Genomic DNA, 14,124 nt, shown 5'->3' with positions numbered 1-14,124 from the left:
AACCCGCCACCGCCGCCGGGCCCTCACCCACGCACGCGGTCCCGCCGGGGCCCGCCGCCCGGTCGTTGGGGCGGCCCCGCGGGCGCCGGTGACTGGTGTCGCAGAACGGGTAGCGCCGACTGCGCCGGCAGAGGCAGAGCGCCACCACCGGCCGGTCCGAACGGCGGACCGTGCCGTCCGGCAGCACGATCTCCACCGGCCCCTCGACCAGCAGCGGACCCTCCGTCGGGAGGGTCACCCGGCGCACCTCCTCAGACCGGCCGGACACCGCGCACCACCACCAGGACCTCCTCGCGCCGACCCGGGCGGATCAGCCCCAGCTCCTCGAACAGTCCCGCCCGCGCGGTCATCACCGGACCGAACGGCAGCCTCCGCCGGTCGGTGACGGAGGTCCGCAGCCCGGCCCGCCGCAGCGCCGCCACCGTGGCGGCCACCCCGGCCAGCGAGGACTGGACCACCAGCAGCACCCCGCCGGGGGCGAGCAGCGGCGGCGCCTCCCGGCAGATCCGGTCCAGCAGCGCGCGGCCGTCCCGCCCGGCGTCCCACGCCCGCGCGATGCCGTGCCGGGGCAGGTCGGCGCGGGCCGAGGGGACGTACGGCGGGTTGGCGGTGATCAGGTCGAAGCGGTTGCGGGCGACCGGGCGCAGCAGGTCGCCGCGGCGCAGCCGGATCCGGCTGCGGTGCAGCCGGGCGTTGAGCCAGGCGTTGACGAGGGCCCGTGCGGAGACGTCCACCGCCGTCACCCGGGCGCCGGAGCGGGCGGCGGCGAGCGCCACCGCGCCCGTGCCGGTGCCCACGTCCAGCACCCGGGAGTCCGCGGCGAGCGGTTCGCGCCGCAGGTTCTCGATGAGCAGTTCGGTGTCGTCCTGGGGCGGGTAGACGCCCGGGGCCCTGATGATCGGCTTCATGCCGGGCGGCTGCCCGCAGGCCCGGGACGGAAACCCGGCTCAGCCGCCCTCGGGCAACCGGACCTCCAGGTGCCCGGCGAGCACCCGGGTCTCGAACACCGGCTGCGGGGCGGTCGCCGGGCCGTTCACCACCCGGCCGTCGGTCAGCCGGAACTCGCTGCCGTGCCACGGGCAGACCAGGCAGCCGTCGACCAGGGCGCCGTCGGCCAGCGGGCCGGACAGGTGGCTGCAGCGGCCCGCCATGACCGTGCAGTCCGGGCCGGACCGGACGACCACCACGGGCAGCTGCCCGGCCATCCGGAGCACCGGCTCGCCGTCCGGGAAGTCGTCGAGCGTGCCGATCTCCCGCCAGTCCGGGTCGGCCAGCCGCTCGACCTCGGCGGCCCGGTTCGGTCCGGCGGCCTGCCGGTAGGCGAGGTGGCCGCCGAGCGCGGCGCCCCCGGAGATCACGGCCAGACCGGCGAAGCCGAGCAGGCGCCCGTGCATCCGCCGGCCCCGGAGCCGGGCGGCCAGCGAGGCCGCGTACAGGGCGACGCCGGTGGTGTTGGCGAGGCCGTGCACCAGGCCGGTGCGCTGCCGGGGCGGGTCGAGCTTCGCCCAGTCCACCCAGCCGGCCAGGGCCGCGGGCGGGACGGTCGCGAGCCCGGCCGCGACCAGGAAGCTGGCCGCCCGGCGGTGCAGCCCGGTCGCGTCCAGCAGGCCGGCCGACAGCCAGCAGCCGAACGGGACCTGCACCAGCGCCGGGTGCAGCGGGTGGCCGAGCCAGACGCCGTGCAGGGCGTCGCGGTACGGACCGAGGGGCAGGCCCGCCACGGCCTTGCGCAGCGGTCCGGCCGGTACGTCGAGGAAGGTCCAGCCGGAGGGGGCGTCCAGGGCGTCGCGCAGTCGGCGGGCCCACGGCGCGCTCTGCCAGGCGGAGGTGTGCGTAGTGTCCATGCCGGGCGGCTAGCCGCTGCCCGGACGGCCAAACCTCCGCGGGCCGGCCGGGACGCGATTGTCCGGGCGGAAGCCGGGCAGGCGCGCGGAGGCGGCCGGGACAGCCCCGGCGGCATCCGGACGAGGAGGTCGCACCATGAGCCTGGTGAAGGAATCGGTCGACGTGGACGTGCCGCTCCACACCGCCTACAACCAGTGGACGCTCTTCGAGGAGTTCCCGAAGTTCATGGAGGGCGTCGAGTCGGTCACCCAGCTCGACGAACGGCACAACCACTGGCGGACCAGCATCGCCGGCGTCACCCGCGAGTTCGACACCGAGATCGTGGACCAGCTGGCCGACGAGCGCGTCGCGTGGCGCACCGTCGACGGCGACGTCACGCAGAAGGGCGTGGTCACCTTCCAGCGGATCGACGACCGGCACACCCGGGTCCACCTGGCCATGGACTTCGAACCCACGGGTATGGCCGAGCGGACCGGCGACATGCTCGGGATGGTCGACCGGCGGGTCAAGGGCGACCTGCGGCGGTTCAAGGACTACGTCGAGCACATGGAACGCGAGGAGGGCGGCTGGCGGGGCCGCATCAGTCCGAGCTGATCCCGCCGCCGCACCGCGTCGTCGCACCGCGGGCCCCGGGAACGACCGGGGCCCGCGGGCCCGTCCGTGCGCTTGGGCCGCCCGGGGACGCCGCCCCGCCGGTGCGCCGGTGTCCGAGGCGGCGATGGCCCCTCGTCCGGACAGCCTCCGACGCCGTGATGACCCCTCATCCGGGCGGCCGTCGGCATCGGCGCACCGGGCACCTCAGTGGGCGCGGGGCGCGCCCGCCGCGGCCAGGGCGTCGCGCAGCCGGCCGTCGACCGCGGCCAGCAGCCGGGCGGCCGTCGCGGCGTCCACCCCGGCGAGGAGCACCAGGATCGCGTCCTTGACCGCCCCGCCGGTGGCCGCCAGGGCCCGGGCGGCCGCGTCCGGCTCCGCCCCGGTCGCCTCGACGACGATCCGCTGCGCCCGGTCGCGCAGCTTCTCGTTGCCCGCCCGCAGCCCGACCATCAGATTGCCGTAGGTGTGTCCCAGGCGGACCATCACCGCGGTGGACAGCAGGTTGAGCACCAGCTTCTGGGCCGTGCCCGCCTTCAGCCGGGTCGACCCGGCCAGGACCTCCGGGCCGACCTCCACCTCGACGGCCAGCTCCGCCGCCGCTCCCAGCTCCGAGCCGCGGCAGCAGGCCAGCCCGACCGTCAGCGCACCCGCCGCCCGGGCCCGGCGGACCGCCCCGAGCGTGTACGGGGTCCGGCCGGACGCCGAGATCCCGACCAGTGTGTCCGCCGCCGTCAGCCGCAGCGCGTCCAGCTCGGCCCAGGACCCGTCCGGCCGGTCCTCGGCGCCCTCCACGGCCGTCACCAGGGCCGGTTCGCCGCCCGCGACCAGACCCACCACGAGCCCGGGCGGGACGCCGAAGGTGGGCGGGCACTCGCTCGCGTCCAGCACCCCCAGCCGCCCCGCGGTGCCCGCGCCCGCGTACACCAGCCGCCCGCCGCGCGCCATCCCGCCCGCGACCGCGTCCACCACGGCGGCGAGCCGGGGGAGTTGCCGGGCCACGGCCTCCGGTACCCGGCGGTCCTCGGCGTTGACCAGCCGCAGCAGGTCGAGCGTCGGCAGCAGGTCCAGTTCCCGCCACCGCGGCCCGACCGCCTCGGTCGCCGGCAGCCCGCGGTCCGTCCCCGACCGCTCCGCCCCGTCCATCCGTACCCTCCTCGCCGCCCGCATGCCGCCGCCGGTCCCGGGCAGTCGCTCCGGGGGAGCCCGCCGTCGGGAGGCCGCGCCATGAGCCACCGGAACACCGTCGCCGAACTCCTGCGCAGGTACGGCCGAACCTATGCCGACGAGGCGGGCAGCCGGCTCCGCGACACCCCTGCCCCGCTCCACCGGCTTCCCGTCCGCACCGTGCCCTGCCCTGCCCTGCCCTGCCCTGACCTGCCCGGCCCGGCCGGCCGCGGCCGGGGTCAGACCACGGCCAGCACGCCGCAGAGCGCGATCAGGCCGCAGATGCCGAAGTTGACGACCTTGTGGGCCAGGAACACCGCGGCGAACTCGCGGATGGTGGCGCTCGGCCAGTAGTACGCGGCGGTGCGCGAGCCGAAGACCTGGCCGTTGACGCCGGTCCTGCGCGCCATCAGGGCGGCCCGGAAGGCGTGGAAGTTGTTGGTGACGATCACGCAGCGGTACTCGGGCTTGGCCTGCTCCATGATGACCCGGCTGAACTCCAGGTTCTCCTCGGTGGTGCGGGAGCGGTCCTCGCGCACCACGTGCTCGGCCGGGAAGCCGCTGTCGGTCAGGTAGTCCGCCATGGCGTGGGACTCGGGCAGCTTCTCGTCCGGGCCCTGGCCGCCGGAGGTGATCAGCACCGGCGGGTTGCCGCGCGCGGCCTGCTTCTCGTACACGTCGCGCCCGCGCTCCAGCCGGCTGGCCAGCAGCGGGGGCACCCGCTCGCCGCCGATCAGCCCGGAGCCCAGGACCACCACGAAGTCGACGTCCTTGCGCGGGCGGTGGCGGCCGTAGAGGAAGGCGTAGCCGACGAAGCAGACGAAGAGGAAGGAGACGTACCCGAGCACCAGCACGGACGTCCCGGCCAGCACGCCCAGGGTGTACGACTGCGTCACGAGCGCGGCGGCGAGCAGGACGAGCACCCCGAGCATGCCGAGACCGGCCAGCAGCGACAGCAGGTTGGCCGGCCGCATGCCCTCCTTGCGGATCATGGTCATGCCGTTGTGGAGCAGGAAGCCGATCAGCGCCAGGGTGCCGAGCGCGGGCAGCAGCAGGATCGCCAGCACCGCCAACTCGGCGACCAGGGTCGGGGCCTTGCGCAGTTCGGCGACCAGCGCCAGCGCCAGCAGGGTGACGGCGATGCCGAGCAGGACGGCGTTGCTGAACCGCCGGCGGTCGCGCAGCACTCCGATGCCGCACAGCGTGAAGAAGAGGATGGCGGGGGCGTAGGCGATCATGCCCGTATCGTAGGCGGCCCCGGCGGACCCCGTCGAGGGGTCCACCGGGGCCGCCGGACACGCCCTACGCCTTGACGTCGGCGATCCGGGCCGCCTTGCCCTGGCAGTCGCGGAACTCGTACGAGGGCGCCGAGCCGGTCCACTGCAGGAATCCGTTGGCGCCGGTCCCGGCCGTCGTGCTGATGAACCGGCAGCCGTCGTACAGCACCTTGCCCACCGTGGTGGCGGTCGCCGCGGCCACGTGGTGCGAACCCATCAGCCCGCAGTCCTGGTAGCGGATCATCGGCGCCCGGGAGGGGCTGACGGCGTCGAAGCGGTAGACGTGGGTCTGCACGAGCTTGCCCTGGGCGTCCGTCACCCAGTCCTTGTAGTAGTTGGCGGTGTCGTCGCAGGAGACGAAGGTGATCGTGCCCTTGTACCAGTTCGAGTCGATCAGCTTGTGGTTCGGGCCGCGCAGTTCGAAGCGGATGCCCTGCGCGTACAGCCGCATGACCGAGTCGGCGCGCTTGGGGTTGGCGCCCAGCTTGAAGAAGGTGCCGGTGGAGTTGGTGTCGGTCAGGATGTACGAGCCGCCGATGAAGTTCAGCGAGCCGCCGCGCTCGTTGCGCACGAAGATGCCCGACTGAAACTCGACCTTGCAGTCGCGGAACCAGTAGTTGAGGAACTGGTCCTGCTGCTCCTGGGCGGGCTTGGCACCCATGACCAGGAAGGCGTCCGCGTAGGAGCCGCTGATCTGGCAGTGGTCCCAGCCCATCTCGCTGTTGAGGTTGGAGGTGCCGTCGGGGCCGTCCAGGACGATCCCGGCCTTCCAGGCGCCGCGCCACTCCACGTCCGTGTACCAGGTGTCCTGGACGCCGAACTGTGCGGAGGAGTAGGCGTAGTTGAACGTCGAGGTGGCGTCGGTGCTCTCGAAGGTCAGGCCGCTGATCCGGATGTTCTTGTAGCGGTCCGGGTTGCTCCAGAACACCGTGTTCCGGGCGGTCGGCGAGTAGACGATGCGGGTGATCCGCTTGCCGTAGCCGCTGATCGAAATGCCGTCGATCACCCCGTCGGTGGTGGTGGCCTGGACGGCCGGGAGCAGCGCGTCGGGCTGGGTGATCAGGTAGGTGCCCGGCGGGATCACCAGGACCTTCTTGGGGGAGTAGCCGGTCTTCGGGGCGCCCCCCAGCATCTTCAGGGCGGCGGCCTTGAAGGCGGCGTCGCTCGGGGTCTTCCCGGTCGCGTCGGCGCCCTCGGTGACGACGCTCACGACGTAGTCGTCGAGACCGGCGGTTTCGGCCGTGGGCGCCGCGACGGCGTCCCGGGCGCCGAGCGCCATGGTGCCGGCGAGCGCGCCGGCACCGGTCAGGCCGGCGAGCAGGGTGCGGCGGCCGGGCGCGCGGACGGCTCCGTCACGGCCTGCGGACTGCGTGGACATCGGTGGTACCCCCGTGGTGGCTGTGCTTGCCGTGACCCGTGATCGAATCCCGGCCGAACGGCATGATCCTCTGTCATGTCCGCCCTGGAGCACAAGGGTCTTCAGGGGGCCGGCGGTGAGCTGCGCGGGGCCGCCGGCGGGGCGAACCGCTCGACGGCCGCGAGCACCGCGTCCCGCATCGCCGGACTGCCGGTGTGGCCCGAGTCCTGAACGACCGTCAGCTCCGCGTCGGGCCAGGCCTTCGCCAGCTCCCAGGCGGTGGCGAGCGGCGAGCCGAGGTCCAGCCGGCCGTGGATCAGCGCGCCGGGGATGCCGGCCAGCCGGTGTGCGTCGCGCAGCAGTTGACCGTCCGCCAGGAAGGCGTCCCGGGCGAAGTAGTGCGCGGTGATCCGGGTGAAGGCCACCAGCGCGTCGGCGGGCCGGTCGGTGTACGCGGTGGGGTGGCCGAGCGACTCGTGGGCGATCACCGCGTCCTCCCAGGTCGACCAGGCGCGGACGGCGGCCAGCCGCGCCCGCTCGTCCGGCCCGTTCAACAGGCGGTCGTAGGCCGCCACCAGGTCGCCGTCGCGGTCCGCCGGCGGCAGGGCGTCGCGGAACGCCTCCCAGGCACCGGGCAGCAGCCGCCCGACGCCCCGGTACAGCCAGTCGGTCTCCTCCGGCCGGGTCGTGGTCACCCCGCACAGGACGACCTCCGACACCCGCTCCGGATGGGCCTCTGCGTAGGCCAGGATCAGCGTCGAACCCCAGGAACCCCCGTACAGCAGCCAGCGGTCGACGCCCAGGTGCTCGCGCAGCCGCTCCATGTCGGCGACCAGGTGCGCGGTGGTGTTGTGCGCCAGGGAGGTCGCCGGATCGGCCGCGTGCGGGGTGCTCAGGCCGCAGCCGCGCTGGTCGAACAGGACCACCCGGAAGCGCTCCGGGTCGAAGTAGCGGCGGCTGCGCGGGTGGTGGCCCGAGCCGGGGCCGCCGTGCACCACCAGGGCCGGCTTGCCGTCCGGGTCCCCGGCGGCCGACCAGTGGATCCGGTTGCCGTCGCCGACGTCCAACAGCCCCTGGGCGTACGGCTCGTACGGCGGGTACAGCTCGGGCATGGCGGGTGCCTCCTTGGTCTGCGCGGCGACGGACGGGGCCCGGTCGACCCTATCCGGTGCCCGCCGGCGCCGGCCCCCGGTTGTCCGGACCGGGCCCGGGCGGTCCGGACAGCGCAGGTCGGCGGCGGTGTCCGGGCCGGAGGGTGTCCCGGACAGCAAAAAGCTTGCGGCGGCGGCGCGGTGGCCGCCAGGATCCATCCCGGCGCGGCCCCCGGTGGCCGGCGCCCCACCGGCGGCCCCGGTGGCCACCGGGTGCGCGGGGAACGCCCGGTTGCCACGGCCGGGGGGCCGCGCACGGTGGAGCGGGACGGCGGGCCGCCGCCGTCCCGCTCCCGGGGGGGCCGGGTCGGCAGGCGCACGGTTCGCAGGCTCAGGAGGGATCGATGAGGAAGCGCTGTTCCGGGGCGGCGGTGGAGGTGCAGGGCTGCTCCACGGCCTCGATGCCGTCGGCGCCCGGGCCGGTACCACCGCCGTCGGCGCCCGGCGCGGCCATACCGAGGCAGAAGGTCCCGTCGCCCGGGGTGCGCACCCGGTAGCCGTCCGCGCCGGCGGCCCGTTCGATCCGGAAGCGGGTGGCGCCGGCGCAGTCGTCGCGCGGCTCCAGCAGCCCGGACGCCGCACCGCCGCGCAGCACCGTCAGACAGCCCTCGCCGAACTCCGGGTGCACCCACCGGATCCGGTACAGCCCGCCGCCGAGCTCCTCCAGCAGCGTGCGCGGCGGCACGGCCCGGTCGCAGGGGCGCTGGACGGCGACCGCGGTGGAGTACCGGTTCTGCCGGTCGCGGCCCTCGGTGAGGCAGAGTCCGGGCGCGGAGGCCGGACGGATCCGCACCTCGCCGCCCGCCGGTCCCGGCCCGGCCGCGGGTTCGGCGGCAGGCCGCCGGGCGGAGTCCGTGGCGTTCAACAGGACGGCGCCGCCCGCCAGCACCACCACCGCGGCCAGCCCGGCGAGGAGCGGTCGGCGCGCGAGCCGGCGCGGCGGGGCTTCGGGCGGGTGCGGGGCGTCGGGCGGCGCGGTGGGCCCGGTCGCCGCCCCGGCGGCCCTGTGGTGTGCCGCGAGCCAGTCGTCGACCCGCTCGCCCTCCCCGCAGGCCCGGACGAACGCGGCCAGGACCTCGGGCCGCGGCAGGCCCGTCCGGCGCAGCGTGTCGGCGAGGGTGCTCCGGGCCAGCACGTCGCCGTGGGCGGCGGCCCGCTCCTCGATCCCGCGGTACGTCAGCCCCGCGTGTTCCTTGAGCTGCCGCATCAGGGCCAGCAACTCGGCTGTCGTGGCGGCCCCGTGGACCGCATCGGGCTCGAAACCACCGCTTCCCGTCATGGGCCGCCATCATCGTGCGTGTGCTGCGGACGGGCAAGGGCGCCGCCCGTCGCCCGCTCAGCGCTGTAGGTGCTGGAACGGGTGCGCCTCCACCGCCCGCTGGGCCGCTGCGGCGAGGGTGCGGCGGGAGGTGCCGGGGGCGGTGGACGGCAGCGTCGGCAGGAACGCCAGCTCCGCGACCAGGCCGCGGGCGGCGACCACGCGGGCCAGGGAGGCGAGCAGGCCGTCCTCGCCGACGAACGCGGGGGCGCTGGTGGCGGCGCCGTCCGACCGGTAGCGGATCCGCACCGGCTGGACGGGCACCCCGGCCCGGACGGCCGCCTCGAAGAAGGCCGGCCGGAACCGCCCGCTCTCCCGGCCGCACCAGGTCGACCCCTCCGGGAAGACCGTCACCGGGTGGCCGGCCCGCAGCAGGCCGGCCACCTGCTCGACGGTGGCGGGCAGGGCGCGCAGCCGGTCGCGGTCCAGGAAGACCGTCCCGCCCCAGGTGGTGAGCGGGCCGAGCACCGGCCAGCTCCGCACCTCGGTCTTGGCGATCGAGCGCCCGGGGCGGCAGGCTGCGATGAGCGGGATGTCCAGCCAGGAGACGTGGTTGGCCACCACCAGCACACCGCCGCCCGCGTCGCCGTGCGCAGTGGCGTCCGGCGGGACCGGCGCCGGCTCCCGGGTGACCCGCAGGCGCACCCCGAGCGTGCCGAGCAGGATCCGCGCCCAGCGCCGGGCCGCCGCGTACCGCACGGCCCGGGGCAGCAGCAGGACGAGCGGGCAGAGCGCGAGCCCGATCAGCAGCGCGAGCAGGAACCCCGTCAGCCGCAGTGCCCGCAGCGGCCGGGCCACCACCGGGCCCGGCTCGCTCAGGCAGGCCGAGGGGGTGCAGGTCGCGGTCGGCAGCCAGACGCTCATGCCGCCGGCGCTCCCGGGGTGCCGGCCGCCGCGACCGCCGCCTCCGCGGGGGTCGCCCCGGCGCCGCCGGCCGGCACCCCGGCGAGGAAGTGCCGCAGGTAGCGGGGGTCGGTCCGCTCCAGCGAGAGGAGCACATAGAGGTCCGCGCACGCGAAGTCCGGGTCGTAGGCGGGCGCGCCGCAGACCCAGGCGCCGAGCCGCAGGTAGCCGCGCAGCAGCGGCGGCAGGCCGCCGCGCTCGGCGCGGGCCACGCCGGCCGGGTCCCAGGGCCGGTGCGGGGTGACCCGGTACTCCTCGGGGGCCAGGTACTTGGCGCTGACGGCGTCCCAGACCCGGGCGGCGGTCGCGCCGCCGTCGTCCAGCGGGACGGAGCAGCAGCCGCCGAGCCAGGTGTTGCCGGTGTCGGCGAGGTAGCGGGCGATGCCGCCCCACATCAGGTTGATGACCGCGCCGTTGCCGCGGTGGTCGGCGTGGATGCAGGAGCGGCCGAGTTCGACCAGGCCGTCGCGGATGCCGCCGAGCCGGCCGAGGTCGAACTCGCCGTCGGAGTAGAGCCGGCCGGCCCGGCGGGCGGCCTCGGGGCGCAGCATCCGGTAGGTGCCGACGACGGTGCCCTGCTCGCCCTCGCGCACCAGCAGGTGGTCGCAGAACTCGTCGAACGGGTCGACGTCCAGCCCGGCGACGGGGCTGTGCAGGGCCGCGCCCATCTCCTCGGCGAAGACCTGGTGGCGCAGCAGTTGGGCGGCGCGGACGTCGTCCTCGTCCCGGGCGAGGGAGACGGTGTAGACGGGCTGCGGCGGTGCCGTGCGGGTGGCGGCCCGCGGTGCGGGGGCGGACGGAGTGTACGCGGGGACGGTGGTCATGACGGACCCTCCAGGGCAGCACGGTCGACGGCGGCCACGGAGCTCCGTGGCGCCGCCCGGTCCGCGCGTTCGTGGGTCGTGCGAACCGGTACCCGTATGTCTCTCCTTGCCGGCTGGCGTCCACGTTGCCGTTCGGGGGAGCGCAGATGTGCACCTGTTGAATGGGACTACCCGGCCCCGTACGACCCCGCCTCCCCGGCCCGACCGGCCCCGTCCGTCCCTGCCGGCCCGGCTCCGTCCGCCCCCGCGTCCGGGCTCAGGAGCCGTTGCCCCAGCCGCGCGGGTCGACGCCGCCGGGGACGGGGGCGGCGGGGTCGTACGGGGTGCGGGTGAGCACGAAGGAGCCGAGGTCGAGGTGGCCGGCGCCGCCGTCGGCGGTGCGCACCACGCGCAGGGTCTCCCCGGCGTGGTAGTTGTCGAGCCCGGTCCAGGTGCCGTCCGGCTCGGGGCGGAAGCGGGAGGCCCGCGCGCCGCCGCCGAGCTCGGTGAGCTCCAGGGCGCGGCCCGCCCGCAGGTGGAGGGCGTACGCGGTGGTGCCCCAGTACCAGGGGCCGGTGAGGGCGAGCAGTTCCGGGTCGGCGTCGTCCATCGGGCGCCAGGGCGCGGGGAGCCTCGGCTCGTGCTCGGCGGTGAGCGCGATCAGGTCGGCGGCGACGGCGGAGGGGCTCGCGCCGGAGGTGACGTTGGCGAGGACGACCGCGGCCAGGTCGTCGGCGTCGCTGATCCACAGGCCCGCGGTGAAGCCGGGCATCGAGCCGCTGTGGCCGTGCAGGAGGCGGCCGCCGCGGCGGACCAGTTGGAGGCCGAGGCCGTAGGAGGACGACCACTCCTCGCCGCCGGGGGCGACCGCGGGGCGGCGCAGCTCGGCGAGGGTGTCGGCGGCGAGCACCTCGGCGCCGCCGGGGGCGCGGCCGGCCAGGAAGGCGGCCCAGCGGGCGAGGTCGGCGGCGGTGGACCAGAGCTGGCCGGCGGGGGCCATCCGGCCGGTGTCGGTGAGCGGTTCGGCCAGCATGACGTCGGCCCAGGGGTGGACGGCGAAGCCGCCGGCGTGCGGGGCCTCGGGGAGCAGGGTGGTGCGGGTGAGGCCGAGCGGTGCCAGGACCTCGCGGCGCAGCACCTCGAACCACGGTGCGCCGCGCAGCTGCTCGACCAGCGCGCCGAGCAGCGCGTAGCCGGGGTTGGAGTAGTGGTGGAGGCGTCCGGCGGGGTGCTTGTAGGGGTCGTCGGCGAGGAGGTCGCCGAGTTCGGGCCGCAGCGAGCCGTCGGTCCGCTCCCACCAGGGGCCGGGCGTCTCGGCGGCGAGGCCGGCGGAGTGGGAGAGCAGTTGGGCGACGGTGGCGTGGCCGGCCGGGGCGTCGGGCAGGTGCTTCGCCAGCGGGTCGGCGAGGTCGAGCAGGCCCTCGTCGCGCAGCCGGAGCACCAGGACGGCGGCGAAGGTCTTGCTGATCGAGCCGATCCGGTACTGCACGCCGGTGTCCGGCGCGTGGCCGTCGATCATGCTGCGGGCGCCGCTCCAGACGAGGCGGCCGTCCCGGACGACCGCGGCGACGAGCGAGGGCGTCCGGCCCTCGGCCTGGGCGACGGCGATCCGGTGCAGCAGGGCGCGGCGGGTGGCGGGCAGCAGCGCGGCGTCGGGCAGGTCGACGTCGTGCGGGACGGCCGGGGCCGGGGCGGCGGGGCGCTCGGCGGACGCGGTGTCGGGCTGGTCGGTCATCTGGTTCTCGGAATCCCTCGGTTGTGGGAGCGGCTCCCGCTCCGTGCACGAAGGCCACGCTAGCCCGGCGGGGCGTCCGGCTCCGAGCCGTTTTCGCCCGGTGCGCCGACCGGCGGTTCCACGACCGGTCGGGCGACAGGTACTTGACAGTCCGATTGGTACAGGCCAATTTGGGAGCCTGGCACCGCAGTCCGGCCCCCTGCACCGGGCACCCCCGTTCTTCAGGCTCCCCGCACCTCCACCCCACACGCCCCCACTGGAGGTCACCGGTGCACATCCGCACCCGACTGCCCGCCGCAGGTGCGGCAGTACTGCTCGCGGCCGCTGCCGCGTTCAGCCTGCCCACCCCCGCGCATGCGGCCAACCTGCTCGCCAACGCCGGTTTCGAGACCGGCACGCTCTCCGGCTGGAGCTGCTCCGGCGGTCTCGGCTCGGTCGTCGCGACCCCCGTGCACGGCGGCGCCAAGGCGCTGGCGGGCGCCGCGAGCGCGAGCGACAACGCCCGCTGCACCCAGACCGTCGCCGTGCAGCCGGGCACCGCGTACACGCTGTCCGGCTGGGTCCGCGGCAACTACGTCTACCTCGGGGTCACCGGTGGTGCGTCCACCTGGACCACGGCCGGCGACTGGAAGAAGCTGAGCGTCTCCTTCACCACCGGCGCCAACCAGACCAGCGCCGAGGTGTACCTCAACGGCTGGTACGGGCAGGGCACCTACTACGCCGACGACCTGAGCCTGGACGGGCCCGGCGGCGAGGCCGACACCCAGCCGCCCACCGTCCCGGGCGACCTGCGCTCCACCGGGAAGTCCTCCTCGACCGTGACGCTCGCGTGGAACGCCTCCACCGACAACCGGTCCGTCACCGGGTACGACGTCTACCAGGGCGGCAGCGTGGTCGCCACCGCGCCGGGCAGCGCGACCGGCACCACGGTGACCGGGCTGGCGGCGAAGACCTCGTACACCTTCACCGTCCGGGCCCGCGACGGGGCCGGCAACACCTCGCCGGTCTCCAACCCGGTGACCGTCACCACCGACGAGGGCGGCGGCACCCCGGCCGGCTTCAAGCAGGCCGCGCCGTACCTCTACAACGGCTGGGGCGACACGCCGTCCCCGACCACCGTCATGAACGCCACCGGCATCAAGTGGTTCACCCTGGCGTTCATCCTCGCGCAGAACGGCTGCAACCCGACCTGGGACAGCCAGCGTCCGCTGCTCAACGGCGTGGACCAGGCCACCGTCAACGCCGTCCGGGCGGCCGGCGGCGACGTGGTCCCGTCCATCGGCGGCTGGCAGGGCAACAAGCTCGGCCCCAACTGCGCCACCGCCGAGGCCCTGGCGGGCGCGTACCAGAAGGTGATCGACGCGTACGGCCTCAAGGCCATCGACGTCGACATCGAGAACACCGACGAGTTCGAGAACACCGCGGTCCAGGACCGGATCCTGACCGCGCTCAGGATCGTCAAGCAGAACAACCCCGGCCTGCGCACGATCCTGACCTTCGGCACCGCGACCACCGGCCCGACCTACTACGGCAACCGGCTGATCGAGCAGGCGAAGGCGCTCAACGCCGACATCGACGTCTTCACCATCATGCCGTTCGACTTCGGCAACGCCTCCACCGACATGTACGCGGCCACGGTCTCCGCCACCGAGGGCCTGAAGAACAAGCTCAAGTCCACCTTCGGCTGGAACGACGCCACCGCGTACGCGCACATCGGCATCTCCGGCATGAACGGTCTCAGCGACACCAATGAGACCACCACGGTCGCCAACTGGACCGCGATCCGGGACTGGGCCAACACGCACCACATCGCCCGCCTGGCGTTCTGGTCGGTCAACCGCGACCGCCCGTGCCCGGGCGGCGGCCTGCAGGAGAACTGCTCGGGCATCGCCCAGAACCCCTGGCAGTTCACCTCCCTCACCGCCGGTTTCACCGGCTGATCCGGCTCCGCCCGCTGCCCGGCCCCCCGTTCGGGGG

General features: G+C 75.3%; 13 protein-coding genes. 2 read left to right on the top strand and 11 right to left on the bottom strand.

Annotated elements, in window-relative coordinates; translation table 11 throughout:
• From ACWGB8_RS34915 to ACWGB8_RS34905, 3 genes are all read right to left on the bottom strand, one after another.
• The coding region (locus ACWGB8_RS34915; protein WP_452217681.1) for a CDGSH iron-sulfur domain-containing protein at positions 1-238 on the bottom strand (238 nt) is incomplete at its 3' end.
• Positions 239-251: 13 nt separating this feature from the next.
• On the bottom strand, positions 252-908 hold the full coding sequence (locus tag ACWGB8_RS34910) for a HemK2/MTQ2 family protein methyltransferase (RefSeq protein WP_452217680.1): 657 nt from the start codon (positions 906-908) through the stop codon (positions 252-254).
• A gap of 39 nt (positions 909-947) precedes the next feature.
• Positions 948-1,844 (bottom strand): Rieske 2Fe-2S domain-containing protein, encoded by an 897-nt coding sequence (locus tag ACWGB8_RS34905; RefSeq protein ID WP_452217679.1) that lies wholly within the window; start codon positions 1,842-1,844, stop codon positions 948-950.
• A gap of 136 nt (positions 1,845-1,980) precedes the next feature.
• On the opposite strand from ACWGB8_RS34905, the gene ACWGB8_RS34900 reads away from it, so the two are divergent.
• Positions 1,981-2,439, top strand: coding sequence for an SRPBCC family protein (locus tag ACWGB8_RS34900; RefSeq protein ID WP_452217678.1), 459 nt, complete (start codon positions 1,981-1,983; stop codon positions 2,437-2,439).
• A gap of 204 nt (positions 2,440-2,643) precedes the next feature.
• Here the strand turns inward: ACWGB8_RS34900 and murQ are convergent, their stop codons facing one another.
• The 8 genes from murQ to ACWGB8_RS34860 form a co-directional block, all read right to left on the bottom strand.
• On the bottom strand, positions 2,644-3,582 hold the full coding sequence (murQ, locus tag ACWGB8_RS34895) for an N-acetylmuramic acid 6-phosphate etherase (RefSeq protein ID WP_452217677.1): 939 nt from the start codon (positions 3,580-3,582) through the stop codon (positions 2,644-2,646).
• A 260-nt stretch (positions 3,583-3,842) separates the two neighbouring features.
• Positions 3,843-4,841, bottom strand: coding sequence for a YdcF family protein (locus ACWGB8_RS34890; RefSeq protein ID WP_452217676.1), 999 nt, complete (start codon positions 4,839-4,841; stop codon positions 3,843-3,845).
• A gap of 64 nt (positions 4,842-4,905) precedes the next feature.
• Positions 4,906-6,258 (bottom strand): hypothetical protein, encoded by a 1,353-nt coding sequence (locus ACWGB8_RS34885; RefSeq protein WP_452217675.1) that lies wholly within the window; start codon positions 6,256-6,258, stop codon positions 4,906-4,908.
• Positions 6,259-6,359: 101 nt separating this feature from the next.
• Positions 6,360-7,349: a prolyl aminopeptidase gene (gene pip / locus ACWGB8_RS34880; RefSeq protein ID WP_452217674.1), complete on the bottom strand. Its 990-nt coding sequence runs from the start codon at positions 7,347-7,349 to the stop codon at positions 6,360-6,362.
• 370 nt (positions 7,350-7,719) lie between these two features.
• Entirely contained in the window at positions 7,720-8,667 is a 948-nt protein-coding gene (locus ACWGB8_RS34875; RefSeq protein ID WP_452217673.1) for an XRE family transcriptional regulator, read from the bottom strand.
• Positions 8,668-8,724: 57 nt separating this feature from the next.
• On the bottom strand, positions 8,725-9,570 hold the full coding sequence (locus ACWGB8_RS34870) for a lysophospholipid acyltransferase family protein (RefSeq protein WP_452217672.1): 846 nt from the start codon (positions 9,568-9,570) through the stop codon (positions 8,725-8,727).
• Entirely contained in the window at positions 9,567-10,433 is an 867-nt protein-coding gene (locus tag ACWGB8_RS34865; RefSeq protein WP_452217671.1) for a GNAT family N-acetyltransferase, read from the bottom strand. Before ACWGB8_RS34865 ends, ACWGB8_RS34870 begins: the two co-directional genes overlap by 4 nt.
• 256 nt (positions 10,434-10,689) lie before the next feature.
• A complete protein-coding gene (locus ACWGB8_RS34860) occupies positions 10,690-12,057 on the bottom strand; it encodes a serine hydrolase domain-containing protein (RefSeq protein WP_452217682.1) in 1,368 nt (455 codons plus the stop codon).
• 359 nt (positions 12,058-12,416) lie between these two features.
• Here ACWGB8_RS34860 and ACWGB8_RS34855 point away from each other — a divergent pair, with 359 nt between their 5' ends.
• Positions 12,417-14,087 (top strand): carbohydrate binding domain-containing protein, encoded by a 1,671-nt coding sequence (locus ACWGB8_RS34855; protein WP_452217670.1) that lies wholly within the window; start codon positions 12,417-12,419, stop codon positions 14,085-14,087.
• The last annotated feature ends 37 nt before the right edge of the window (positions 14,088-14,124 follow it).

The organism is Kitasatospora sp. NPDC054939, assembly GCF_053610105.1.
This window is presented reverse-complemented; position numbering and strand designations above follow the sequence as displayed.

Excerpts from the sequence above, each read along its gene's own strand:
- ACWGB8_RS34910 (WP_452217680.1), bottom strand. The coding sequence starts at position 908 with ATGAAGCCGATCATCAGGGCCCCGGGCGTCTACCCGCCCCAGGACGAC.
- ACWGB8_RS34905 (WP_452217679.1), bottom strand. The coding sequence starts at position 1,844 with ATGGACACTACGCACACCTCCGCCTGGCAGAGCGCGCCGTGGGCCCGC.
- ACWGB8_RS34900 (WP_452217678.1), top strand. The coding sequence starts at position 1,981 with ATGAGCCTGGTGAAGGAATCGGTCGACGTGGACGTGCCGCTCCACACC.
- murQ (WP_452217677.1), bottom strand. The coding sequence starts at position 3,582 with ATGGACGGGGCGGAGCGGTCGGGGACGGACCGCGGGCTGCCGGCGACC.
- ACWGB8_RS34890 (WP_452217676.1), bottom strand. The coding sequence starts at position 4,841 with ATGATCGCCTACGCCCCCGCCATCCTCTTCTTCACGCTGTGCGGCATC.
- ACWGB8_RS34885 (WP_452217675.1), bottom strand. The coding sequence starts at position 6,258 with ATGTCCACGCAGTCCGCAGGCCGTGACGGAGCCGTCCGCGCGCCCGGC.
- pip (WP_452217674.1), bottom strand. The coding sequence starts at position 7,349 with ATGCCCGAGCTGTACCCGCCGTACGAGCCGTACGCCCAGGGGCTGTTG.
- ACWGB8_RS34875 (WP_452217673.1), bottom strand. The coding sequence starts at position 8,667 with ATGACGGGAAGCGGTGGTTTCGAGCCCGATGCGGTCCACGGGGCCGCC.
- ACWGB8_RS34870 (WP_452217672.1), bottom strand. The coding sequence starts at position 9,570 with ATGAGCGTCTGGCTGCCGACCGCGACCTGCACCCCCTCGGCCTGCCTG.
- ACWGB8_RS34865 (WP_452217671.1), bottom strand. The coding sequence starts at position 10,433 with ATGACCACCGTCCCCGCGTACACTCCGTCCGCCCCCGCACCGCGGGCC.